Genomic DNA, 23,399 nt, shown 5'->3' with positions numbered 1-23,399 from the left:
GCGCCCACCGCCGCCTTCACGCGCGTGCGGAAACGGTGGCGGTGGGATGGCGGCAGGTGGGCAGTGCCCGGACCGCGGCGCTCAGATCGCCGGTGGCGCTGCCCTTTCCACCTCGAACCCGGCATCGCGCCAGGCGACGATGCCGCCCGCGAGGCTTGCCGCATCGTAGCCCGCGCGGGCGGCCGTGGCGGCGAAGCGGCGCGACAGATCACCCACCGGGCAGACGAAAACCACCGGGCGCGAACGGGAGAACGGCACCCCGTGGGCGAACATGTCGTCGAGCTGGTCGTCGCGAATATTGATCGCGCCCGGGATGTGCCCGATCCGGTAGGCCATCGCGCCGCGGGTGTCGACGATCGTCGGGCGGCTGGTGGCGTCGAGTTCCCGCAACTGGTCCGCCGACAGTTCGCGGACGGTGTGCAGTTCCGCGTCGGTGGGTGCCGCCACAGCGGAACCCGTGCGGCCGAACAGGTCCGGGCGGCGTTTCTTGATGTAGGACAGATACGGTTCGATGCGGTCGCACACGATCAGCACCGCCACGATCGGCGTCGGGCGCGGCGGCAGCTCGCGTAACACCTCCAGCGCGGCGGCGTATCCGGCGCCGCTGGTGGGGCCGGCGAGAATTCCGTAGCCGGTGGCCAATTCGAGGGTGGCCTCGATCGCCCGGGCCGCATCGATGGTCACGATCCGGTCGTAGAACTCGGGCTGGAACAGCCCCACATCCCACATCTCGGTTTCCGACCGGATGCCGGGAATGAAGTCACCGCGCTGCGACACCACCGCGATCGTGCGCAGGTCCGGATGGTGTTTGCGCAGATAGGTGGCGGTGCCGCGGGTGGAACCGGTGGTGCCGAGTCCGCCGATGAGATAGTCGGCGCCCAGTCCTGCGGCGGCCAGGTCCTCGTGGATCTCGCGGCCGGTGCCGTGATAGTGGGCGTCGATGTTCTTCTCGTTGGTGTACTGCGACGGATGATGGTAGGCGCCGGGATTTTTCGCCATCGTCGTCTCGATCACCGAGTACACGTCGTTGGGTGTGGTCGGATCCGGGCATTCCGACAGTCCAGGCAGCTCCTCGATCCGCGTGCCGAACAGCTGCAGCAGATCGCGCACCTCGTCGACCTTGATCCGGTTGGTCACCGCGTGCAGGCCCACACCGTGGCGGGCACCCAGCAGCCGCAACGCCTTGGCGGTGTTGCCGCTGGAGGCCTCGATGAGTGTCTGCCCGCGCGCGGTGATCTCGTCGAGCTCGTCGCGGATCATGCCCCAGGCGACGCGGTCCTTCACCGAACCGAACGGGTTGCAGAACTCGAGTTTGGCATACAGTTGCACCCCGGGCAGCCGGTGCACGGCCGGGTCCAGGCGCAGCAGGGGCGTGTCACCGATCAGATCGGTGATGTCGTCGTAGCGCATCACGGCCTCCCGGGGCGGTATTCGGCGTCGGGCACCACGTGGAAGCCGTCGTCGCGGTAGTCGACGGCCAATTTAGGCGGCAGGGGATGCATCGATGCGCGCGCTGCCGACAAATCCATGTGATAGGCGCCGGTATTCGGGAAGACCAGCAGATCACCGGGCTGCGGCAGCCGCGGCAACCACACCTTGTGATTGCTGATCAGATCGCGTTCCAGGCACAGATGCCCGCCGATGTACACCCCGACCGGCCTGCCGGGGTCCTCGGCGGGGCGGTCGCCGGATTCGGGTCCGGGCAGCAGCAGCGGATCCACCATCACCTCCTGGTCGGCGGGCGTGATCGTGTCACGCCCGATATCGACGGTCACCACCGTGCTGCCGTCGGCCGTGCGCTTGACGAATTCGACTCCCGCCACCGTGATCCCGGCATGATCGGCCAGCGCCTTTCCCGGTTCGCACCACAGTTCCAGCAGGTTGTCGGCGAGTACCCGGGCCAGCGGTTGCCCGCCGTGGGCGGCCAGTGGCGCGCCGAGCAGGTCGTCGAGCATCCGCGGCCCCGGCATCGTGTTGGCGTATTTGTGGAAGATCGGGATGCCGTGCGCGCCGGTGTCGTCGATCGTGTATCCGAAGGTGTTGCCGGCCCAGCTCATCGGCTCCCCGCGCCCGACGAGCGATTCCCGCAGCGCCAGCGCGTAGCGGTCGAACCGGTCGGCGTCGGCGGTGAACACCTGCCGGAACCCGCCGCCGATATCGAGCACCGTGGGGGCCAGGCCGTGGGCGTAGGCGCGTTCGATCCAGTCCAGGCACGCTTCCACCGCCCGCACCCGTTCACCGATGTCTCCGGAATCGAGGTGAAAGGCGAAGCCGCGCAATATGACCCGGTCTCGGCTCGCGGCCAGTAACACCAGTTGTTCGGCCACCTCGTCGGGGCCGATGCCGAATCGGCTCACCGCCGGCTGCCCGCCGGGGCTTGGGAAGCCGCTCAGCCGCAACAGCACCGGGATCGGCGCGGACGTGGTGGCCAGGCCGGCCAGCTCGCGCAATTCCCACGGATTGTCCACGTTCACCGTCACACCGGAACCGGCGAGTGCGGTCAGCAATCGCCTGCCCTTCGGTCCGGTCACCTCGATATCACCGGGCGCGAAGCCCACCTCGCGGGCCGCGGCGAGTTCCTGCGCCGAGGCGACGTCGACGCCGATACCGGCCCGGTGCGCGGTCGCCAGTAACGCTCTCGAATGATTCACCTTGTGCGCGTAGCAGATCCGATGCCGCAGCCGATGGCGCACCGGTACGGCCCGCAGTCGTCGCAGATTGTCGAGATAGACCTGCGGGAAGAGCAGATGCGCGGGTGTGCCGAACCGGGCGACGGACGCGGTGAGGGCGTGCGGGCAGTCGAGGTAGGCGCGGACCAGGGGATGCAGCAGCGCCGGTAACGCGGGCGGTGCGCTCATCCCGCCGGGTCCGGGGCCGCGAGGGTCGGGTTGTAACCGCTGTCGCGCAACGCTTCGAAGGCTCGGTGCCGGTTGCGGGCGCTGCGGAATTCGGCGCGCACCCGCTTGCTGATCAGATCGATCTCGTGCACCGCGATCTGCATCGATTCCAGCACGCCGCCGATGGTGCGCACACAATGTTTGCAGTTCATATCCGGCACATAGAACAGATGGTCGGCCGTCCCCGCGAGATCGCCTGTGGCATCGGCTGTTTCGACGATGTCGAGTCCGGCCACGGTGTGGGTGAACAGGTCCACGAACCGATCGACCACCTCGGGCAGCAAACTGTAGTGTTCGCCGTCGACGCGATGCGGCATCGCCGCCAGGCACGACGGGCGCACGCCCGCCGGCAGCAGTGCGTATTGGCGTGAGATGAGGTCGAGTTCGTCGTGATACTTGCCGATGGCCGCCTCCACCGACAGGTCCTCCTCGGTCGTGGCGCGCCGCATCACGGTGTGCGCGTCGTGGATGGTGGCGTCCTTCATCGCGCGCAGGGTGGCGATGGTGTCGGCGGTGTAGCGGACGGTGCCGTCGGGCTGGGTGTCGAAGGCGGCCGCGATCATGCCGCGCCGATAGGTGGAGGCCTGCTGCTCCCAGTACCAGCGGGTGGCGACCGCGGCGAAAATGCCGGAATCGCGCAGCCCGCAGGCGAATTCGGTAGCGGTCCGGTACGGAGTCGCGGCGGCCAGCAGCGCGTGCTGTGCCAGCGCCCGGCCGGTGGCTTCGATACCGACGCGGAAGATGTCGATCGGATCCTGATCGGTGGTGGTCGCGCCCAGCACCGCGCGATCGTGCGGGGTGAGCGCCGCGATCCGTTCGGCCAGTGCGGTATCGGCCTCGAGGCTGTGCCACAGGGCCAGCACGGTTTCGCGGACCGCGACCGGCACGATCGGCCCGAGACCACCGGCGCGAACGTGGCCGGTATTGGGTATGCCGTCGCTGTCGGTCCACACCACCCGATGGGTGGCGCTGGTGACCTGATCGGCACGGCACGGGCGCATGAACGATTCCAGATACATCCGCTGCGACAGCGTCAGGTGGCTGCCCGGTTCGGGTCGCACCGGCGTGCGGGTCACCGCGATGGTGCGCGCCGCGGTGGGTGCGGCGGCGGTGAACAGGCCGGGACGGGCCAGTTCGGCGAGAATCCGGGACGCGCTGCGGCGGCCGTAATCCGATGCGCTGCTTTCGGGTGCGCTCCCGGCGGCGGACCCGGACTCGGGTCCGGGGTCGGCGGTGGAGACGGCTGCGGCGGTTTCGCGGCGTGTGGTCATCGGACCTCCGTGGCGATGGTGGTGAGGCAACCGAGGAAACGGTCGATCTCCTCGGCCGTGGTGTAGACGTGGGTACTCACGCGCACCGAATCGTCTTCGGCCGCAACCATTTCGGCGTCCTCGCTCGCGGTGTCGGTGGGGACGCAGTGCGCGCCGGTGCGCACCAGGAAACCCAGTTCCGCGAGCACGAAGCCGAGGTCGGTGGCGGTGATCCCGTCGAGGGTGAACGACACGATGCCGTAGCCGGTATCGCAGGGGGCGTGGCCGGGGCCGGGCAGCAGGCGCAGCCCGGGTAGTGCGCGCATGCCGTCGAGGAGGCGGCGGGTCAGCATCCGGTTGTGCCGTTCGACGGTGTCGATGCCGATCGAGTCGAGCACCCGCAGGGCGGCGCCGAGGGCCAGGATGCCCGGGATGTTGTGGGTTCCACCTTCGAGCCGATGCGGCATCCGAGCCGGCAGCAGCGCCGAATCGCGCACGCTGACGCCGGAGTTGCCGCCCGGCAGGAACGGGCTCAGCTGGTCGTGGATGCGGCGGTGGCAGAACAGCACCCCCGTGCCGGGCGCGGCGAACATCTTGTGCGCCGACAGCACCGCGAAATCCGCGCCCAGCTCACGCACATCGATCGGGATGTGCCCGGCGCTCTGGCTGCAGTCGAAACACACGGCCACCCGGGCGTCGATACGGCCGCGCAACTCCTCGAGAGTGGTGCGCGCGCCGTAGACGTGGTGCAGATGGCTGAGGGTCAGCAGCCGGGTGCGCGGCCCGAGTTTGGCGGCGATGTCGTCGATATCGGCCTCGCCCAGTGCGGTGGTCCGATAGGGGACCAGCCGCACCCGGCGGCCGAAGTGGGCGAGTGTGGCCCGCAGTTGCAGCCACGGATACACGTTGGAGGCGTGATCGCGTGGGCTGTAGAGGATTTCGTCGCCGTCGGCGAGGGTGGTCAGCCCCCAGGCGAGGGCGACCGCGTTGAGGCCGGCCGTGGCGCCCGCGGTGAACACCACCTCGTCCGGCTCGGCGTGCAGGAAGCGAGCGGTATCGGCGCGAACCTGTTCGATCGCGCGGGTCAGCGTCGTCGCCCACGGGTAGGTGCCACGGCCGGAATTGGCGGTGTGGCGGCGGTGATAGCCCTCGATCGCCTCGATCACCGGCAGCGGTTTCTGCGTGGTCGCGGCGCTGTCCAGATAGACCGGTCCGTCGCCGGTGAGCGCGGGGAAGAGATCGCGGACGGCTGCCGGGGCGGTGGCCTCGCCGGACGGGCGGGAACGCGCACCCGCAGGGGGCGAAGGGATCCGGGCGATGGTGTGCGCGGGAGTGGATGCGGAGGCCGGGGCGCTCGCCGGGTGGGCGTGCGCGGGCCGAGGGATCGGCGACCGCAACGTGACGCTCCCTTCGGCTCGTACGCTGGCGACCACATCCACGATACCTATCGTCGCGGTCTCCTTCGAAGCCGGTCGCGGACAACGCTTTTCACCGGTCGATCGTCCAGAGGCGCGAATCGTGGCCGGAGCAGGCCGGTTTCGCGATCAGTTGCCGGCCGGGTCGGGGCCGCCGGGATTGCACATCGCCTGGACGGTGGCCTGGTAGCCGACGGCCGGGCGCCACGGTTCCAGATTCCAGCTCGGCTTGTTCGGTGCGACCATTCGCGCCCACACCCAATGGCATTGGAACTGGTCGTACATGCCCGGCGAATCGGCGTCGGGGGAGTCGGCGAGCACCTCCGACCAGGCGCGGTCCAGGGCGGCGGGGAATTGGTCGGCGCGACCGGCGGCGGTCGGATAGACGTGCAGGCGGCGGCCGTCGGGGTCGTCGGTCCATTCGGTGTGATCGATCAGCGGGCTGCCGGCGAACGGATCGGTGGTGGGCTCGGCGGGCGGCGTGCTGGTCTGTGCCTCGGAGGTGGGCACGGCAATGGTCGTGGTTGCGGGCGCGGGGGATTCGGTGCTCGCCGAGTCGTCACCGCATCCGGCGACCGCGAGCACGGCCGACACCACCACCGCTGCCGCCGTGGCCCCTCGCGGCCCGCGACCGGGTGCTCGTCGTGCCCCCGACCTCATCCGCGTCCCTTTCGACGTCGCGATCCACCGTCGCCGCTCACGCTACCCGCCACGCCCGGGCGCACCGGAACCGGCGGGGCCGCCCGCCCGTGTTGCCCGAATACCGCCGGGAGTCGACGTAGAGTGGGAGGGTGGCCGCTCAGTTGACCAAGGGACAGGTGGATCGTCTGACCCACGACGAGGTCGTCGTATCCGTCCGGCACAGTGAACCCGTCGATGTCTCGGCGCTGCTGCTGAATTCGGCCGGCAGGGTCCGTGACGAAACCGATCTGATCTTCTACAACCAGCCCGCAGCGCACGGGGTGCGCCTGGCCTCCGGCCGCCCGGAGTTGTCGATCGGATTGCGTTCGCTCCCACCGGAAATCGAGCATGTGCGCATCGTGGCCTCGCTCGAGGATCAGCAGGATCGCTTCGGCGATTACGCGCCGCCGCAGCTGATCGTGGCCGATCCGAGCGGAAATGCGGTGTACGAGTACACCGTCGACGGCCTGGCTGAGGAACCGGCGGTGATCGTCGCCGATCTGGATCGTGTCGGCAGCACCTGGCAGGTGCGCCCGCTCGGGCACGGATTCCCGGCCGGGTTCGCGGCGCTGGTGACCGCGCACGGTGTCGCGGTGGGCGGCGGGGCCGACGAGTTGCCCTATCGCGGACCGGCGGTGCTGGCGCCCGGCCAGGAGGTGGCGCTCAACCAGATCCGCAAGGGTGAGCTGTCGATGGTGAAGATGGGTGTCGGATGGGATCCGATGAAGGTGCACGGCCCACGCGGGCTGCGCGCCCTCGAGATCGACCTGGACGCCTCGGCGCTGCTGTTCGTCGGGCAGACACTCGTGGATGTGGCGTTCTACCAGCAGCTTTCCTCCCGTGACGGTGCGGTGCGCCACTCCGGGGACAACCTGACCGGCGACGGTAAGGGCGACGACGAGGTCATCACCGTGGACCTGGCCCGGCTGCCGGCGCAGGTGACGTCGGTGGTCTTCGTGGTCACCTCCTATGCGGGACATACCTTCGAACGCATCCGAAACGGCTACTGGCGCATGATCGACGGTTCCTCGACCGCCGAGCTGGCGCGGGGCAATCTGCGCGGCGGTGGGCCGCACACCGGCATGGTGGTGGCGAAGGTGTATCGCGACGGCGGCGTGTGGCGGGTGGCCTCGATCGGCGCCCCCATCCAGGCCGGGCATCCGGTGGAGGCCGTCCCGCTGGTGACACCGACGCTGTGAGCCGTGCCGCGAGCCAGTGATTTGCCAGGGCTGGTGTGCGCGGCCCCGCATCCCTACTATGACCTCTCGCGGGACCGGCCCAGGAAAGCGGGGGCTTGTCCGGCACAATCGGTACCTGGATGGTGGCGGTACCCATCGGCTGTGCCCGCGGGTGTGGCCGATGTGGGTGTTGAGGAGAGTGGACCGTAGGGGCGAGATGACAGCACCGGCAGTGAAATGTCTTGTCTGGGAACTGGACAACACCATGTGGGACGGTGTGGTCTGCGATTCGACCAGTGGTGCACTGCGCCCGGACGCGGTGCGGGCGCTGCATACGCTGACCGGCCGGGGCGTGATGCACGCCGTGGCCAGCCGCGGCGAATGGTCCTGGACGACCGACAAATTGGAACGTCACGGCCTGCACGGGCTGTTCGCCGCCGTCGAGGTCGGGTGGGGTCGCAAATCGGCGGCGATCACGCGGATCGCGGCACAGTTGCGGATCGAACTCGACGCGATCGGCTACATCGACGCCGAGGCCATGGAACGCAGCGAGGTCGCCCACGCGCTACCGCAGGTGCGCTGCTATGCCGGGCGGCACGTCGATGTGCTCACCGCGCTGCAGGAATTCCGGGCGCCGCTGACCTCGGCGCCGCCGCCGACCTCGCCGATGGGCTTCGCCCACATCTCCGCGAACTGAACCGGCCGCCGCGGCGAGAGATCGCTACGGCGGCCGGATAGCGGTGCGGGTGAATCAGGCGCTGTCGCGCTTGATTTCGACGATCGGCAGCACCAGCGCCGCCGGCGCCGAGGCCGGAACCACCGGCTGCCGCGGCGCGACCGGGGAAATGCGCTGGTAGGGGCTGTCCTGCGGCGGGCGGGTGTCCTGTTCGCCCTTGTTCGGCCACAGTGCGGCCGCCCGTTCGGCCTGCGCTGTGATCGTCAGCGACGGGTTCACACCGAGATTCGCCGACACCGCCGCACCGTCGACCACACTGAGCGTCGGATAGCCGTAGACGCGGTGGTAGGGGTCGATGACACCGTGGTCGGCGTCGGCGCCGATCGCCGCCCCGCCCAGGAAGTGGGCGGTCAGCGGGATGTTGAACACCTCGCCCCAGGTGCCGCCCGCGGTGCCGCCGATCTTCTCCGCCACGCGGCGGGTCACATCGTTGCCGGCCGGGATCCAGGTCGGATTCGGTTCGCCGTGGCCCTGTTTGGAGGTCAGCTTGCGGCCGAACACACCGCGCTTGGTGTAGGTGGTGATGGAGTTGTCCAGATGCTGCATCACCAGTGAGATGACCGTGCGCTCGCTCCAGTTGCGCACGCTGAGCATCCGCAGCAGGGTCAGCGGATGGCGCAGCACTTCCAGCAGGAACCGCAGCCAGCGCGGGATCCGGCCGCCGCCGTCGACCATCAGCGTCTGCAGCAGGCCCATCGAATTGGATCCCTTGCCGTAGCGGACCGGTTCGATGTGGGTGTCGGGGGTGGGGTGGATGGAGGAGGTGATGGCCACACCACGGGTGAAATCGCGATCGGGGTCCACCGTCGGGGTCGCCGCGCCCAGAATGGATTCGGAGTTGGTGCGGGTCAGCTCGCCCAGCCGCGGCGACAGCTGCGGCAGAATTCCCTTGTCGCGCATGTCGAACAGCAGCTTCTGGGTGCCGCGGGTGCCGGCGGCGAGGACGACGTGTCCGGCGGTGTAGGAGGCCGGTGATCTGCGGATCTTCGCGCCGGTGCGGCGGGTGTCGACCTGCCAGCTGCCGTCGGGCAGCGGGCGTACCGCGGTGACCGTGGTCAGCGGCAGCACCTGGGCACCGGCCTGCTCGGCCAGATACAGGTAGTTCTTCACCAGCGTGTTCTTGGCGCCGTGGCGGCAACCGGTCATACACTCGCCGCATTCCAGGCAGCCGGTGCGCTGCGGGCCGACTCCGCCGAAATACGGGTCGTCCACGGTTTTTCCGGGCTCGCCGAAGAACACGCCCACCGGGGTCTGCACGAAGGTGTCACCGACACCCATGTCGTCGGCGACCTGCTTGAACACCTCGTCGGCGGGGGTGATGTGCGGATTGCGCACCACGCCCAGCATTTTGGTGGCCTGCTCGTAGTAGGGGGTCAGTTCGGCGCGCCAATCGGTGATGTCGCGCCACTGGTTGTCCTGGAAGAACGGTTCCGGCGGCACATAGAGGGTGTTGGCGTAGTTGAGCGAGCCGCCACCGACGCCCGCGCCGCCGAGGATCAGCACATCGCGCAGTAGGTGGATGCGCTGGATGCCGTAGCAGCCCAGGGCGGGCGCCCACAGGAATTTGCGGAGGTCCCAGCTGGTTTCGGGCAGTTCGTCGTCGGCGAAGCGGCGACCGGCCTCGAGAATGCCGACCCGGTAACCCTTCTCGACCAGCCGCAGCGCGGTGACGCTGCCGCCGAATCCGGAGCCGACGATCAGGACGTCGAAATCGGTGTCGCGCGCGGTCATGGCCGCTCCTGCCGGGTGCGGGCGACCCGCAACCGGTCGGCCCCGTGAACGGGCTGCGCATGGTGTCTCATCGGGCCTCCGTGAGTGTGTGTCGCCGGTGACGAATATCAACGCTACTACCGAGTATTTTAGGTGTGTCCCTCGGTACCTCTAAACAATGTCGCGCCTGCTCATGGCGCGGATCGAGGGAAAATCGGCGCGTGACCGGAGGCCTGGCGCGGCAGGCCCGGCCGAGTCGCGGTGCGGGTCGGCGGCGACGGCGGGGCGAGCGGCGATCTCGAATCGATCAGGTGTCGATCTCCTCGCTTCTGTTCGCCGGTTGGTGGCCGGGCACGCTCATTACCGGCGGGTAACAGTAATCTGCGTCACGATCTGTGACAAGTACGACTCGCATCGCCAGATCGCCGATCACTCTGGTAAGCACCGCTCTCTGTATGGCAGGGTGGGGGTATGAGCACTCCTCGATCCCGCGCCCGCGCCCGCACGATGGACGAGATCGTGCGCATCGGCCGGGACCATCTGGCGGTGCACGGCGCCGCGGCGCTGTCGCTGCGCGCTGTCGCCCGCGACCTCGGCGTGGTCTCCTCGGCGGTGTACCGCTACGTCCGCAGCCGCGACGAACTGCTGACCATGCTCGTCGTCGACGGCTATACCGAACTGGCCGACGCCGTCGACGCCGCCCTGGCCGGCGCACCCGCCGACCGTGCTGCGCGGCTGCGGGTGCTGGCCCACGCCGTGCGCGACTGGGCGCTGGCCGAACCGGCCCGCTACGGCCTGCTGTTCGGGACCCCCGTCCCCGGCTACGACGCACCCGCCCAGGAGACGACCGCCCCCGGCACCCGGGTGATCGGATCACTGCTCGCCATCGTCGAAAACGCCTGTCGCGCAGGAGAGCTCACGGCGCCGGACCCCGTCCCGGCGACCCCGGCCGAACTGGCCGCCGATATCGAGCGCATCCGGGCCGAATTCGGGCTGGAGCTGCCGGACTGGGCGATGGTGCGCACGCTGACGGTGTGGACCGGCCTGTTCGGCGCGGTGAGCTTCGACGTGTTCGACATGTACGGCGCGCAGACCTTCACCGACCGCACCCAGGTTTTCGACATCCACCTGGACAATCTGTGCGCGATCCTCGGATTCCGCGCTGCCCCAGCGGACTAGCCCGCGCGGCGGGTATGCATTCGAGACCACCATCGTGCAGGATGTCACAACCCGATAAAGCTCATTCTCAGCTTTCCCATATCCGGGAATGAAAGACTGAACGGCGAAATGAACGACGAAACCGAACCGATCCCGGTGGTGGATCCCCGCGGCGGCAGCGGCCGATCGCGGCACGCGCGACCCGACGACGAGTCGCCGCAAGATCGGTCCGGTCGACATAGCCCCCGCACGGTCCGGGCGGCCACCCCGCCCTGGAGTCGCGGCATGGCCGCACCCGCCGACCAGCGCGACAGCGAACGCACCCGCCGAGCAGCCCCGCCGCCGCATCGTCCGGGACGACGGGAACAATCCGACGCCGCCGCCGAACCGAGCCCCCGGCGTCGTCCCGCACCCGCGCAGGCCCCCGCACCCGAACGCGGCGACACCGAACCGCGGCGCCGAGCCACCCGCGTCGCACCGACCGCCGCCGGCGCCGCGACAGAGACCGTGGCCGCCGCCGAAGGCGCCGCGCCGCCGCCGAATCGGCGGGCCCGCCGCGCTCGCACCGCACCGCCGCCACGCCCGAATCGCGGGGGTAAGGCCGTGCGGGTCGGTGGTCGTGTGCTGGCCGCGGTCACGGCCGTGGTCGTGGTCAGCGGCACCGGCCTGGCCTACTACACCGAACGCAGCGTCGATCAGGGTTTCACCCGGTCCAACGCTATCAGCGATGCCGATGCCGCCGCCCTCGACGGCGATCTGAACATCCTGTTGATCGGCCTGGACACCCGCAAGGACCAGAACGGCAACGACCTGCCCAAGAACATCCTCGACCAATTGCACGCCGGTGACGGCAGCGAAGGCGGCTACAACGCGAATTCGCTGATCCTGGTGCACATTCCGAAGAATCTGAAGAAGGTCACCGCCTTCTCCATCCCGCGCGACGACTACGTCTCGGTCTCGGGCATCCCCGGCTACGACCACGCCAAGATCAAGGAGGCCTACGGGCTGAAAAAGGCCTCGGTGGAACAGAAGCTGGAGAATCAGGGCGTCAAGGACAAGGTCGAACTCGAACGCCAGGGCCGCGAGGCCGGGCGCGAATCGATCGTGCAGACGGTCAAACAGCTCACCGGAGTGCCGATCAACCGGTTCGCCGAGATCTCGCTGGTCGGCTTCTACGATCTGGCCAATATCCTCGGCGGCGTCGACGTATGTCTCAACCACGCCGTCGACGACGAGTACTACTCCGGCGCGGTGTTTCCCGCGGGCCGCCAGCATCTCGACGCCGCCAACGCGCTGTCGTTCGTGCGTCAGCGGCACGGCCTCGACAACGGCGACCTCGACCGCACCCACCGCCAGCAGGCATTCCTGACCTCGGTCGCCAAACAGCTCAAGGACTCGGGGACGCTCACCAATATCGGCAAACTGCAGGACCTGATCAGCGCGGCGCAGAACGACATCGTGCTGTCGCAGGGCTGGAACCTGCTCGACTTCGCCCAGACCCTCGGCCGCGCCGGATCCATCCCGATCGAATTCCAGACCCTACCGGTGAAGGCCTACGACACCGTCGACGGCCAGGACGTCAACATCGTCGACCCGGCCGCGATCAAGAAAACCGTGCGCACCGCCTTCGGCGTGGCAGAACCACAATCGAGCGCCCCGACCACCACCCCCACCAGCACCATCGACGTCGTCAACGCCGGCGGTGCGAGCGGCATGGCGGCCAAGGTGTCCACCGCGCTGGTGGACAAGGGCTTCCGCAAGGGCAACGTCGGCAACGCCACCTACAGCGACGGATCCAGTTCGGTCGTGTACTTCGGCTCCGGCGCCGACACCGACGCCACCCAGGCCGCCGACATGCTGGGCGGATTGCCCACGGCCGCATCGAAATCCCTCGATCCGGGGACGGTGAAGATCGTGATCGGCAGCGACTTCAGCATGCCCGACAGCCTCACCTCGTCCTCGGCGTCGTCAGTGACGACCACCGACCCCACCACCGGGCTCACCACGACCACCAGCGGCGGCAGTTCGGCGTCGACCACCGCCACCACCGACGATCGTCCCGACTCCGGTAAACCGGTCACCACCAGCATCGGATCCGACATACCCTGCGTGAACTGAGGCGCCGCCGCGGCGGCCGTCTACGATTCCCCGGTGACCGGATACGACGACGCATACGACCATCTCGACACCTCCCGGCTGCCCGAGCGGCAGCGGCGCATTCTCGGCGTGATCCGGGATGCGGTGCAGCGCAACGGGTATGCGCCGTCGTCGCGGGAGATCGCGGCCGCCGTCGGACTGAAATCGGGCTCGTCGGTGTCGAAACACCTGAAAGATCTCGAGGACAAGGGATTCCTGCGCCGCAGTGCCAGCGTCTCCCGGCCCATCGACGTACGCCTGTTCCTCGCCCCCGCCGAAAGCCGTGGCGGCGAACAGGATTCGGTGATCGTGCCGGTGGTCGGCGATATCGCCGCCGGCGCCCCGATCCTCGCCGAGGAACACGCCGACGACCAGCTCACCCTGTCGCGGCAACTGGTCGGGCGCGGAACCGTATTCGGGCTGCGGGTGCGCGGTGATTCGATGATCGACGCCGCGATCTGCGACGGCGACATCGTGGTCGTGCGCCGCCAGCACGAAGCGCATTCCGGGGACATCGTGGCCGCGATGATCGACGACGAGGCCACCGTGAAGGTCTATCGCCGGCGCAACGGCCATGTCTACCTCGAACCCCGCAACCCCGCAACCCCGCCTACGACGTCATCGACGGCGACCGTGCGGTCGTGCTCGGCAAAGTCGTGTCCGTGATGCGACGAATGTGACGAGCTGCTCGACGCGCCCGCCGAACCGATCGCCAAACGGTTGCCGCTGAATTAGTCTGCCCAAGCGGGGGAACGCGCGAGACCGAACGGGATTCGGAGGTGCACGTGGCGAGCAGTAATCGGGCAGGCAGATCGGCGGTGCGAGATCGGGTACGCGGGAGCACCCGGATCGCTACGGTCGCGGCCGCGGCGGTGCTGGCCGCGGTATCGGCGACCATGGCGGCGGGACCGGCCGCCGCCGGCGATCCGGTCGTCGATTCCGGTGCCCCGCTGGCACATCCGGTATCCGCCGACGGATCCAAGATCGTCGACTTCTCGGTCGTCGACGGCCGCAACGTCACCTTCAAGGTGTACTCCGCGGCCATGGACAAACCGATCACGATCAACGTGCAGCGGCCCGCCGACGCTTCCACACCGCGTCCGGTGCTGTACCTGCTCAACGGCGCCGGCGGTGGTGAGGACAGCGCCACCTGGGACAACAAGGCGCCCGACACGCTGAAGTTCCTCGCCGACAAGGACGTCAACGTCGTCCAGCCCGTCGGCGGCGCCTGGAGCTACTACACCGATTGGCGCGCACCGGATCCGAAGCTGGGCGTCAACAAGTGGCGGACGTTCTTCACCGAGGAACTGCCGCCCATCATCGACGGCGCCCTGGGCACCAACGGCCTCAACGCCATCGCCGGGCTGTCCACCTCCGGGACCTCGGTGCTGCAGTTGCCGATCGCCAAACCCGGCCTGTACAAATCCGTTGCCGCCTACAGCGGTTGCGCCCAGATCAGCGACCCCGTGGGCTACACCGCGGTCAATCTCGCGGTCAACGTATGGGGCGGCGGCAACACCGTGAATATGTACGGGCCGCAGAACGATCCGATGTGGGCCGCCAACGATCCCTACGTGCACGCCGACCAGCTGCGCGGGCTCAACCTGTTCATCTCCAGTGGATCCGGACTGCCGGGGCAGTGGGACACTCTCAACGGGCCCTACACGCTGCCCGGACCGGGCGGCCTGGCCAATCAAGTGATCATCGGCGGCGTGATCGAGGCCGCGGTCAACTACTGCAGCCACAACCTGCAGGCCAAGCTCAACGGTCTCGGCATTCCGGCGACCTACGACTTCACCCCGACCGGAACCCATTCCTGGGGTTACTGGCACGACGCGCTGATCCAGTCGTGGCCGGTCCTCGCGGCCGGGCTGCAACTTCCCGCCTGAGCGGCGAACGTCTGGTTCGGGCCGCCCGACAGCTCATCGATCCACTGCCGCGAGAAGTTCGGCGGTCGCGTTCCACAGCCGTCCGGCCAGCTCCTCGTCGAGACCGGCCTTGCCTTGCCGGCCGACCGCCGGATAGCCACGCAGGCCGCCCGGCCCGTCCGGTCCGACATAAGCATTGCCGGGAACGTCCTGAGTCGCGGCGTACAGCACCGACAGCGCACCGCGCTCAGGCGAATTGGTCAGGAATGTGAACCGGTTGACGAGGTTCGCCCGGGAGTGCGCGGCCAGACCGGTACGAGCGATACCCGGACTGGCGAGCACCGAGCGGACCCGGCTGCCGTCAGCGGTCAGCCGGCGTTGCAGTTCCAGCGAGAACAACACGACACCGAGCTTCGATGCACGGTAGGCCGCCATCGCGTCGTATTTGCGCGTGCGCCAGTCCACATCGGCCAGGTCGATCTTGCCCTGCCGGTGCAGCTGACTCGTCACATGCACCACACGATCGGTGATGTGGTCGAGCAACATGGTGGTCAGCAGGAAGGGACCGATGTAGTTGGTGGCCGTCTGCTGATCGAGGCCGTCCCGGGTACGTGTGGCGGGGATGTCCATCACACCCGCATTGTTGATCAGGATGTCGAGGTCGCCGGACCACGCCTCGGCGAAGGCGCGCACCGAGCCGAGCTCCGCGACATCGAGCGGTCGGACGTCGAAGATGCCGGGGAGGTCCGCGACGGCGCGGCGGGCCCGCTGCGGGTCACGGACACCCAGCACGACGTGTGCTCCGGCACCGGCGAGTTCTCGCGCGGTGATCAGGCCCAGCCCGCGGCCGGCGCCGGTGATCACCACCGTCCGTCCCGTCATGTCGGGAAGTTCGTTTCTGCTCCATGTGGCCATACGTCCGCACTCCGTTGTTCGCTGTTCGAATGCCGTGCTCGTCGGAAGCGACCGGTGATCGCTGTGATCAGTGAATGCGCCGCCGTCCGGCCGAGGAAGGACACACACAACCACTGAACGAGAGGTCGCGGCTGAGCGGCGACGGACGGATCAGAATGCACACCATGGATCGTGGGTTCGACCGTTCATCGCTCGGCGCGTTCTTGCGGGCTCGGCGAGCGTCTCTGCAACCGGAAGACGTCGGGCTGCGCCGGGGGCCGCGGCGGCGCGCACCCGGGCTGCGGCGCGAAGAGGTGGCCGAGCTGTGTGCCATGTCCGCGGACTACTTCGCACGGCTGGAACGCGGCGACGGGCCGCAACCATCACAGAGCATGCTCGCGGCCATCGCGCGCGGTCTGCGGCTCACCCCGGACGAACGCGATCACCTGTTCCTGCTCACGGGGTACCGCACAGTTCGCCGCGACCTGCAGGTTCAGCATGTGAGTCCCGGGTTGATGCGCGTGATGGACGGCCTCTGCGACATGCCGGCGCAGGTGATGGGCCCGTTGGGGGAAACGTTGCTGCAGACCCCGTCCGCGGTGGCCCTGCTGGGCACACAGACGGGTACACCGGCCGCGCGCGTAGCGCGGCGTTCCGCTGGTTCACCGATCCGGCCGCGCGAGCGCGCTACCACCCCGACGATCACGACACGACCAGCCGGGCCAATGTGGCGCAGCTCCGCGCGGCGCTCACCCGGGACGGGCCCGGCTCGCCGGCGGCAGATCTCGTCGAATTTCTGCGTGAGACCAACAACGAGTTCGCCCGGTTGTGGGAGCGTCACGAGGTGGGCCTGCGTTCCAGCGACACCAAGCGATTCGTCCACCCCGAGATCGGGCGGCTGGACCTTTACTGCCAGCTTCTACTCGAGCCGGATCAGGCACAGGCGCTTCTCATTTTCACCGCTACCCCGGGTACCGAGGACCAGCAGAAGCTCGCCTTGCTGAAGGTGCTGGGCGTCGAAAAATTCACGGCCTCCCTCGAGTGAGAGGGCAGGGGTCCGCAGACCGGTAACCCGCCCGCCCTGGCCGCGGTATCTCCGTATGCGGAATCGATCGCGTGGTGCGCGCGCCGAGGCGGGTGGTTACGGGCTCGCTGTGGCGGCCGGATCCGCGCCCGGCAGCATCACCGGCTCGTCGCAACTGGCCGGCGGATCGACCTGGGAACAGGAGACGGGGGCGCGGGTGGGCCGGTAATCGGCGGGCACCCCGCCCGCGCGCACGAGCGAGGCGAACACCTCCACCGCGTCGGTGGGCCGGCGCACCAGATCCGGATCGGAGGTGACATCGACGGTGAAGAGACCGAAACGGGGTGTGTAGCTGCCCCATTCGTAGTTGTCGGTGAGGCTCCAATAGTTGTAGCCGCGCACATCGATACCGTCGGCCTTGGCGCGCTGGATCCAGTACACGGTGTCGCGCAACTGGTCGGCGCGAGTGTAGCCGTCCGGGCGGGGTTTACCGTTCTCGGTCGGCATCCCGTTCTCCACCACGTACAGCGGTTTGCCGGGGAACTGGCGGGCATAGCGGCGCAGCGCGTAGTAGACGCCCTCGGTCTGCAGCGGCAACTCCCACATCGCGGGCGCACCGGCCGAGGTCGCCGACGAGCCGTCCGCGGCCGGGGTGGGGCCGAAGTAGTAGTCGACGCCGACGAAGTCGAGTTTGTCGCGCACCTTGTCGATATACGGCTGATTCACCTCGGTGTCGGCGCCGGGCACATAGCCGATGTTGCTGGTGACCATCGCCTTCGGATAGGCGGCGTGAATGTCGTCGTAGATCTGGTTGTGGGCCTGCGCCAGCCGGTCCATCGCCGCCGGCCACTCCTCGTGCGAGAGGGCGCCGATGCGGATCTCGGTGCCGAGATAGGCGGCCGGTTCGTTGATCGTGACCCAGATCGGATCGCGAGAACCGTAGCGCTGCAACACTCTCCGCGCATTGGCCAGCCAGTCGTCGACCATGCCCTGGTTGCGCCATCCGCCGCGGTCGGCGGCCCAGCCCGGATACACCCAGTGATCCAGGGTCAGCATCGGGGTCATGCCCGCGGCGTAGACGGCGTCGACGATCCGGTCGTAGCCGGCGAATGCCTGCTCGTCCCATTCGTCGGGATGGGGCTGCACCCGGGCCCATTCGATACTCATGCGGAAGCTCGTGGCGCCCAGCTGCGCGGCGCGCTCGATATCGTCGGCGTAGGTGTCGAGGAAGCGCACCGAATCCCGATACGGTTCGGCCGCCCCGGTCGCGATGTAGCGGGTCCAGTTGCTGTCGGGGGCGTGGCCTTCGGTCTGGAATCCGGATGTGGCCACCCCCCACACGAATTCGGGGCCCAGGGGAGCGAGAGCCGACGCCGCCCGGCGGACGGGGTCGGCGCCCGCGCGGACCGGCAGCAGCAGCGCGGCGGCTGCGGCCAGTCCGGTGGCCAGCACCTGGCGGCGGTTCGGCTCTCGCATCCAGCAATCGTAGCTGCGAGATTGCTGAATTCCGGTGTGCGCAAGGGCGTGTCGAGCGGGCGATCGGCCGCTCGATGCCGGGGTCAGTGCGGCGGTGCGGTGAGGTCGAAGACCTCGAGACCGCCGAGGTGTTGCGGCGTGTAGTGCGCCGACACCCAGGCGTAGATGTCGGTGTTGCCGACCGGATGCCACATCTCCGGTTCCGCGTCGGTGGCCGGCGGGTTCGGTGCGGTCGCCGGAGCGTGCGCGCCGCCGGGGGATCGGTGCTGGTCGTGGGTTCGCCACGAGTCCGGCAGCTTCATCTCGGGCGCCAGATAGTAGGTGATCCAGTGGTCGCGGACCAGGTCCTGGAATCCCGCCACGGTGGGGACCGGATCTTCGGAAGTGAATCCGCCGATGGCGATCACCGGTGTCCGGCTGGCCAGTTCGAGTCCGGCCGCCGGTCCCGAGCGGTCGATGGCCGCCGACCACGTCGTCTGGGTCGCCCGCAACATCTCCACCAGCTTCGGATCGGTGTCGGTGCCGCCCATCAGCATGCCGATCTGGCGGCGGAACGGATTCAACGCCTGCGGCAGGTCCGGATGCGCCGGCCCGACGACCGGGCTGCCGCCGGTATGCGACTGCGGCAGCGTCGCCACCGCGTACGCGCTCGACCCGGCCGTCGCGGCCAGCACACCGGCGCCCACGGCGACCGCGACCGCGCGGGCGGGCACCCGTCGCGACAGCACCGGCAGCGCCGTCAGCACGAGAGCGGCGGCGGCCACGACGGTCACCGCGAGGATCGTCCACCGCAGCCACGGCTGCCAGTCCGCATTGCGATCGAGCAGGACGAAGCCCCACACGCCGCCGGCCACAACGAGTCCCGCCGCCCCGGCCCGGCCCCACATCCGATCCCGGCAACGCCACACCTCGGCCAGGCCGAGGACGAAACTGCCGGCCACCGCGGGCGCGATGGCCAGGGTGTAGTAGGCGTGCATGCCGCCCTTCATCGCCGAGAACGCCACCCCGTCGATCAGCAGCCACAGCCCGAAAACCAATGCCGCCCCGCGCACGAGGTCGGTGCGCGGATACTTCCGGCGCGTGATCAGCACGACGACGAAACCCACCACGGCCGCCGGCAGCAGCCACGAGATCTCGAATCCGATCTCGCCGGTGAACAACCGCTGCGGGCCGGACCCGAAACCGTTGAAGCCGCCGCCACCCATATGCGGCAACTCGTATCCCGGCGGCAGTTCGAAGGGTTTGCGCCCGGCGTGGTTGTGTCCGAGGTAGCGGGCGAAACCGTTGTAACCCAGCACCAGATCCATGAACGTGTTGTCCTTGGAACCGGCCAGATAGGGGCGCGAATCGGCGGGCCAGAGAATCGTCAGCAGCACATACCACCCCGACGAGACCACCAGCGCCACCGCCGCGGCCAGCAGATGCGCGATCCGTTTAGCGAAACCCGCCGGCGCCGCCACCAGATACGCCACACCCAGTGCGGGCAGCACCATCAGGCCCTCGAGCATCTTCGCCAGGAACGCGAAACCCAATGCGACACCGGCCAATACGAGCCAGCGCGGGCTCGCGTGGCGCAACGCGCGCACGGTGCAGTAGGCGGCGGCGGTCATCAGCAGCACCATCACCGCATCCGGATTGTTGAACCGGAACATCAATGCCACCACCGGTGTCAGCGCCAGCAGCACACCGGCCAGCAGACCCGCGCCGCGGCTGCCGGTGGCGCGGGTGATCGCGCCGTACATCAGCGCGACCGCCGCCACCGCCATCAACGCCTGCGGAATCAGCATGGAGGCACTGGAGAAACCGAACAGCTGCCCGGACAACCCCATCACCCACTGCGAGACCGGCGGTTTGTCGACGGTGATGAAGTTGGCCGGATCCAGCGACCCGAACAGCAGCGCCTTCCAGTCTCGCGACCCCGACCACGCCGCCGCCGCGTAGAACCCGTTGCCCATCCCGTTGACGGTGATGTTCCACAGATACGCGGCCGCGGTGGCGGCCAGCAGTGCTACCAGCGCGAGCCGGTCCCGGCGCCGCGGCGGTGGCAGATACGGATCCGGCGGACGCGCCGATTCGGGCGATACGGGCACGGCGGTGTCGGCAGTCGTCACTGTCACCGCGGGAGCGTCTCAGCCCATCCGGTGACCACCCTGTCCGAACCCTTGGAGATTGCTGTGAGTCCGACGCGACCGGGCAAATCGGGCGCCGAAACCCGTGGTTGCCCGAAGGCGATTCTCAGTCCGGGAGCATGACGTCGTTCGGACGCTCGATATCGGGCATCTCGGACTTGACGAACTGCTCGGTGGTCACCCACTGGGTGAAGCCCCACGGGTTGTAGATCTGCAGTTCGCCCGGCCGGGTGGCGACCACGACCACCTGGTGATAGTCACCGTCGTCCTTCGGAGCGAGCCCGATCGGGACGGGTTTGCCCGCAGTCACCGCGGCCTCGATCCGCGGCAGGGCAGCTTGTCGCGCCTCCTCGGTGGACAACGCGGCCATGTGATAGGTGCTGCCGGTGACGGGATTGAGCAGGTTGTTCACCATCTTCTGGTCGCCTCGTGGATAGGGAGTGAGGTCGGAATCGAAGTTGTCGTCGAAAACCCGAACGAGCCGGTCCCGGAATGCCTTCGGGCTGTCGTTGCCTGCGGCCGGGCCGCTCACCGCCGCGGGGCCGGTGCCTGTGGTGACCCCCAGCATCAGCACCGGATCGGCATCCAGCCGGGCGATCACCGTGGACGCCGAGGTGCAGTTCCCCCTGTCCTGGGCGTAGGTGGCGGCCTTGGCCACGTCGTCGGGGGCGTAACTGAGCTCTTGCCGTCCGTCGCGCACGGTTCGGCTGTTCGCGACGTCGTTGACGTGCAGATGTTTCCAGAGCCAATAGCGGTCGTTCCCGTGCTCGTGGATCTGTTCATCGAACGCGGTGATATCGGGCAGCGAGTATCCCGCCGCCAATGCCTCCCACAGGTAAGCCGCCTCCTGCGGAGACTTGGCGTTGCTCACCAGCTTCTCGAACGAGGACCGATCATCGGATGACAGCGCCGAGAGCCGCTGCGAGGCACGTGCCAATGCCGTCGGAGTGAGGATGTCGTCGGCGGTGCTGGGCGCTCCGCCGGCTTGACCGGTGTAGGCGAGGGTTTCGGCATCGACCGGGTCCATACCGGGCGCTTTGACGGTCCTGGCCCGTGCCGTCCGGGCTGCTGCGCCGACCGACGACGCACACGTTGTTGCCGCGGTTTCGTATGCCTTCGTCGCGGTGATCCGGGCTCGGCAGCTGTCGATGGCGTGCCTGCGGACCTCTTCGTCAGGTTTGTTGTTCAGCTGGGTGTGTGCCTTCGTGAGTCCGTCGACTCCCGTGGTGTCTTGCCGTTGTGTCTCGACCAGTGCGTCCGACCAGATGCGAAGCGCGTCGTTGGCCCAGGTGAACGCCTCGTGTGCATGCCACGCGGCACCGGCGAAGGTCGACACTGCGTCCGCGGCCGTCTCGCCGGCACGACCACGCCACGAGTCCGGCAGCTTGTCTTTTGCGACGCTCTCGAGATCGCTGTGCATGAGCTTGTACACCGAAGCGGCGTCGGCGAAAGCACGGGCCTGGGCATCGACGGCTGTCGTGGTTCCGGGCAACGCCGGCACCTTGAGCGCGATGTCGATCGGGGCCCGCAGATGACTTCTGTTGAGGCCCAGCTGCATCGACTCCAACGCCAACTCCAGCGCCTTCAGCCGTTCGCTTTTCGCGGGCAGCGTGAGGTCCGATGGGATCTCGGAGATTTTGTCATATGAATAGGCATATGCCGTACTGAGCCCACCGACCGCCCCGACCTGGGCCAGCTTGCTCGCCACCGAGCCGATACTCCCGGGCAGTCGGGCAGCGAGTGGCGAAACAAGTTTGCCGACGCCGGGCAATTTGCCCAGCACACCGGGTAGCGCCCGGCCGCCCACCTTGCCGACTTGCCCCACCAGAGCACCCACGCCGGCATCGACCAAGAGGTCGGTACCAGACTGGCCGTCGATCATCCCGGTGAGAACGCCGCCGACCGCTCCGCCGATGAGTGCTGCGCCCGGAATGGGGGCCAGCGAGATAGCGCCGCCGAGCAACCCGGCGCCGACGCGTTGCCAGGTCTTGCTGATCATAAGGGGCTCCACGGCGTGGGGGCGCCGCGGCCGAGGGTGCGCCGCGATCGCAGCACGGCGGCCACCATCTCCAACCACCGTGCGAACGCCTCGTCGCGAGCGACATCGGGTTCGGCGTCAGGGCATGCCGCCGTCATCCAGGAACGAACCATCGCCGTCGGTTCGGTGCCGACCAGTGGTTCGGGCAGCCGCCGGGCATCGGACAGCCCCACGGCACGCACGCAGCCGGCGAGGAAGGCCACCGGATTAGGCCCCACCCCGACATCCCCCAGTTGCACCGCGGCGGCCACCGCCGCGTCGGCGAGCGCAATGCCTCGATCGTCACTGGTGTTCGACATCGCTCCGGCCACCGCCGACGCGACATCCAGGGTGCGCAGTTCGGTATCGAAGCGCCGGTCGCCGGTCATCCGCTCGGTGGACGGCCCGAAGGTTCGGTGACCGAAGGTACCAGCGACGGCGTCAGATCGGTGCCGCCGACGCTCATGCCGGCATCCTGGTCGGCGTCCTGGTACTTGCGTTTGACCCGAGGTAGCAAGTCCACGATGATGCCGACAGCTTTGGCGGTAATTTCGGTTTCGGTCACCCATGCACTCCGGAAGTCCGCGCACGCCGCCGCCACCGCGCTGTCACCCAGACCGGAGCCGTCGATGACGGTGTTCTCCAAGTTGTTCAGCAGTCTCGTCAGGCTGTCGTAGGTCAAGACCACCCCGAGGACAGCCGAATCGAAAGAGTCGGGGGCGAGATAGAGCGGCAGGCTTCTGCCATTACCCAAATCCAAGTCGCCCACGGGCCGATAGTAGGTGTTTCGGCGCATCTTCCCTGTTGTGGGAATCTCTCCGGGGGACCAT

The 23,399-nt window shown here is 68.5% G+C and carries 17 protein-coding genes and 2 pseudogenes; 7 read left to right on the top strand and 12 right to left on the bottom strand.

The features are described from left to right. Window positions 1-81 precede the first annotated feature (81 nt). The 5 genes from IG65_RS0109410 to IG65_RS0109390 all read right to left on the bottom strand — a co-directional run bounded on the left by IG65_RS0109410 (window position 82) and on the right by IG65_RS0109390 (window position 6,162). Complete coding sequence (locus IG65_RS0109410; RefSeq protein WP_030514469.1) at window positions 82-1,410, bottom strand: pyridoxal-phosphate dependent enzyme; 1,329 nt, start codon at window positions 1,408-1,410, stop codon at window positions 82-84. Then, complete coding sequence (locus IG65_RS0109405; protein WP_036523820.1) at window positions 1,410-2,858, bottom strand: decarboxylase; 1,449 nt, start codon at window positions 2,856-2,858, stop codon at window positions 1,410-1,412. The genes IG65_RS0109410 and IG65_RS0109405 overlap by 1 nt, the downstream gene beginning before the upstream one ends. After that, entirely contained in the window at window positions 2,855-4,168 is a 1,314-nt protein-coding gene (locus IG65_RS0109400; protein WP_231509115.1) for a heavy-metal-associated domain-containing protein, read from the bottom strand. Before IG65_RS0109400 ends, IG65_RS0109405 begins: the two co-directional genes overlap by 4 nt. Then, on the bottom strand, window positions 4,165-5,586 hold the full coding sequence (locus IG65_RS0109395; protein WP_231509114.1) for an aminotransferase class V-fold PLP-dependent enzyme: 1,422 nt from the start codon (window positions 5,584-5,586) through the stop codon (window positions 4,165-4,167). Before IG65_RS0109395 ends, IG65_RS0109400 begins: the two co-directional genes overlap by 4 nt. Window positions 5,587-5,691: 105 nt before the next feature. Next, the gene (locus tag IG65_RS0109390; protein ID WP_036523817.1) at window positions 5,692-6,162 is read right to left on the bottom strand and encodes a DUF2599 domain-containing protein; all 471 of its coding nucleotides are present in this window, start codon (window positions 6,160-6,162) and stop codon (window positions 5,692-5,694) included. A gap of 191 nt (window positions 6,163-6,353) precedes the next feature. Between IG65_RS0109390 and IG65_RS0109385 the strand changes: the two genes are divergently transcribed. Next, window positions 6,354-7,442, top strand: a complete 1,089-nt coding sequence (locus IG65_RS0109385; protein WP_030514464.1) for a TerD family protein — start codon at window positions 6,354-6,356, stop codon at window positions 7,440-7,442. A gap of 196 nt (window positions 7,443-7,638) precedes the next feature. Beyond that, window positions 7,639-8,118, top strand: coding sequence for an HAD-IIIC family phosphatase (locus tag IG65_RS0109380; protein ID WP_030514463.1), 480 nt, complete (start codon window positions 7,639-7,641; stop codon window positions 8,116-8,118). Between the two features lie 54 nt (window positions 8,119-8,172). Here the strand turns inward: IG65_RS0109380 and IG65_RS0109375 are convergent, their stop codons facing one another. Continuing rightward, window positions 8,173-9,888 carry a GMC oxidoreductase gene (locus tag IG65_RS0109375; protein ID WP_030514462.1) on the bottom strand — a complete coding sequence of 572 codons (1,716 nt, stop codon included), beginning with the start codon at window positions 9,886-9,888 and terminating at the stop codon, window positions 8,173-8,175. A 450-nt stretch (window positions 9,889-10,338) separates the two neighbouring features. Here IG65_RS0109375 and IG65_RS0109370 point away from each other — a divergent pair, with 450 nt between their 5' ends. The 4 genes and pseudogenes from IG65_RS0109370 to IG65_RS0109355 all read left to right on the top strand — a co-directional run bounded on the left by IG65_RS0109370 (window position 10,339) and on the right by IG65_RS0109355 (window position 15,050). Beyond that, window positions 10,339-11,046, top strand: a complete 708-nt coding sequence (locus IG65_RS0109370) for a TetR/AcrR family transcriptional regulator (RefSeq protein WP_030514461.1) — start codon at window positions 10,339-10,341, stop codon at window positions 11,044-11,046. A 264-nt stretch (window positions 11,047-11,310) separates the two neighbouring features. Beyond that, window positions 11,311-13,143 (top strand): LCP family protein, encoded by a 1,833-nt coding sequence (locus tag IG65_RS0109365; protein WP_081879366.1) that lies wholly within the window; start codon window positions 11,311-11,313, stop codon window positions 13,141-13,143. Window positions 13,144-13,176: 33 nt separating this feature from the next. Further along, a pseudogene (gene lexA, locus IG65_RS34535) lies at window positions 13,177-13,841 on the top strand (transcriptional repressor LexA). 216 nt (window positions 13,842-14,057) lie between these two features. Next, window positions 14,058-15,050 carry an alpha/beta hydrolase family protein gene (locus IG65_RS0109355; RefSeq protein ID WP_051755672.1) on the top strand — a complete coding sequence of 331 codons (993 nt, stop codon included), beginning with the start codon at window positions 14,058-14,060 and terminating at the stop codon, window positions 15,048-15,050. Window positions 15,051-15,083: 33 nt separating this feature from the next. Here IG65_RS0109355 and IG65_RS0109350 read toward each other — a convergent pair whose 3' ends face one another. Then, a complete protein-coding gene (locus IG65_RS0109350) occupies window positions 15,084-15,911 on the bottom strand; it encodes an SDR family NAD(P)-dependent oxidoreductase (RefSeq protein ID WP_231509113.1) in 828 nt (275 codons plus the stop codon). Window positions 15,912-16,108: 197 nt separating this feature from the next. On the opposite strand from IG65_RS0109350, the pseudogene IG65_RS34530 reads away from it, so the two are divergent. After that, window positions 16,109-16,968 (top strand): annotated as a pseudogene (locus IG65_RS34530) (helix-turn-helix transcriptional regulator). 96 nt (window positions 16,969-17,064) lie between these two features. Here IG65_RS34530 and IG65_RS0109340 read toward each other — a convergent pair. From IG65_RS0109340 to IG65_RS0109320, 5 genes are all read right to left on the bottom strand, one after another. Next, window positions 17,065-18,423, bottom strand: coding sequence for a family 1 glycosylhydrolase (locus IG65_RS0109340; RefSeq protein ID WP_030514457.1), 1,359 nt, complete (start codon window positions 18,421-18,423; stop codon window positions 17,065-17,067). Window positions 18,424-18,506: 83 nt separating this feature from the next. After that, the gene (locus IG65_RS0109335) at window positions 18,507-20,540 is read right to left on the bottom strand and encodes a glycosyltransferase family 39 protein (RefSeq protein WP_030514456.1); all 2,034 of its coding nucleotides are present in this window, start codon (window positions 20,538-20,540) and stop codon (window positions 18,507-18,509) included. A gap of 118 nt (window positions 20,541-20,658) precedes the next feature. Beyond that, window positions 20,659-22,551 carry a hypothetical protein gene (locus IG65_RS0109330; RefSeq protein ID WP_030514455.1) on the bottom strand — a complete coding sequence of 631 codons (1,893 nt, stop codon included), beginning with the start codon at window positions 22,549-22,551 and terminating at the stop codon, window positions 20,659-20,661. Further along, a complete protein-coding gene (locus IG65_RS34525) occupies window positions 22,548-22,958 on the bottom strand; it encodes a hypothetical protein (protein WP_051755635.1) in 411 nt (136 codons plus the stop codon). The genes IG65_RS0109330 and IG65_RS34525 overlap by 4 nt, the downstream gene beginning before the upstream one ends. After that, the gene (locus IG65_RS0109320; RefSeq protein WP_156055545.1) at window positions 22,955-23,338 is read right to left on the bottom strand and encodes a hypothetical protein; all 384 of its coding nucleotides are present in this window, start codon (window positions 23,336-23,338) and stop codon (window positions 22,955-22,957) included. Before IG65_RS0109320 ends, IG65_RS34525 begins: the two co-directional genes overlap by 4 nt. Window positions 23,339-23,399 lie beyond the last annotated feature (61 nt).

Source organism: Nocardia sp. NRRL WC-3656 (assembly GCF_000720265.1).
Taxonomy (GTDB): domain Bacteria; phylum Actinomycetota; class Actinomycetes; order Mycobacteriales; family Mycobacteriaceae; genus Nocardia; species Nocardia nova.
Note: the sequence above shows the minus strand (reverse complement) of the source record. Positions and strands in the feature narration are given on the sequence as shown.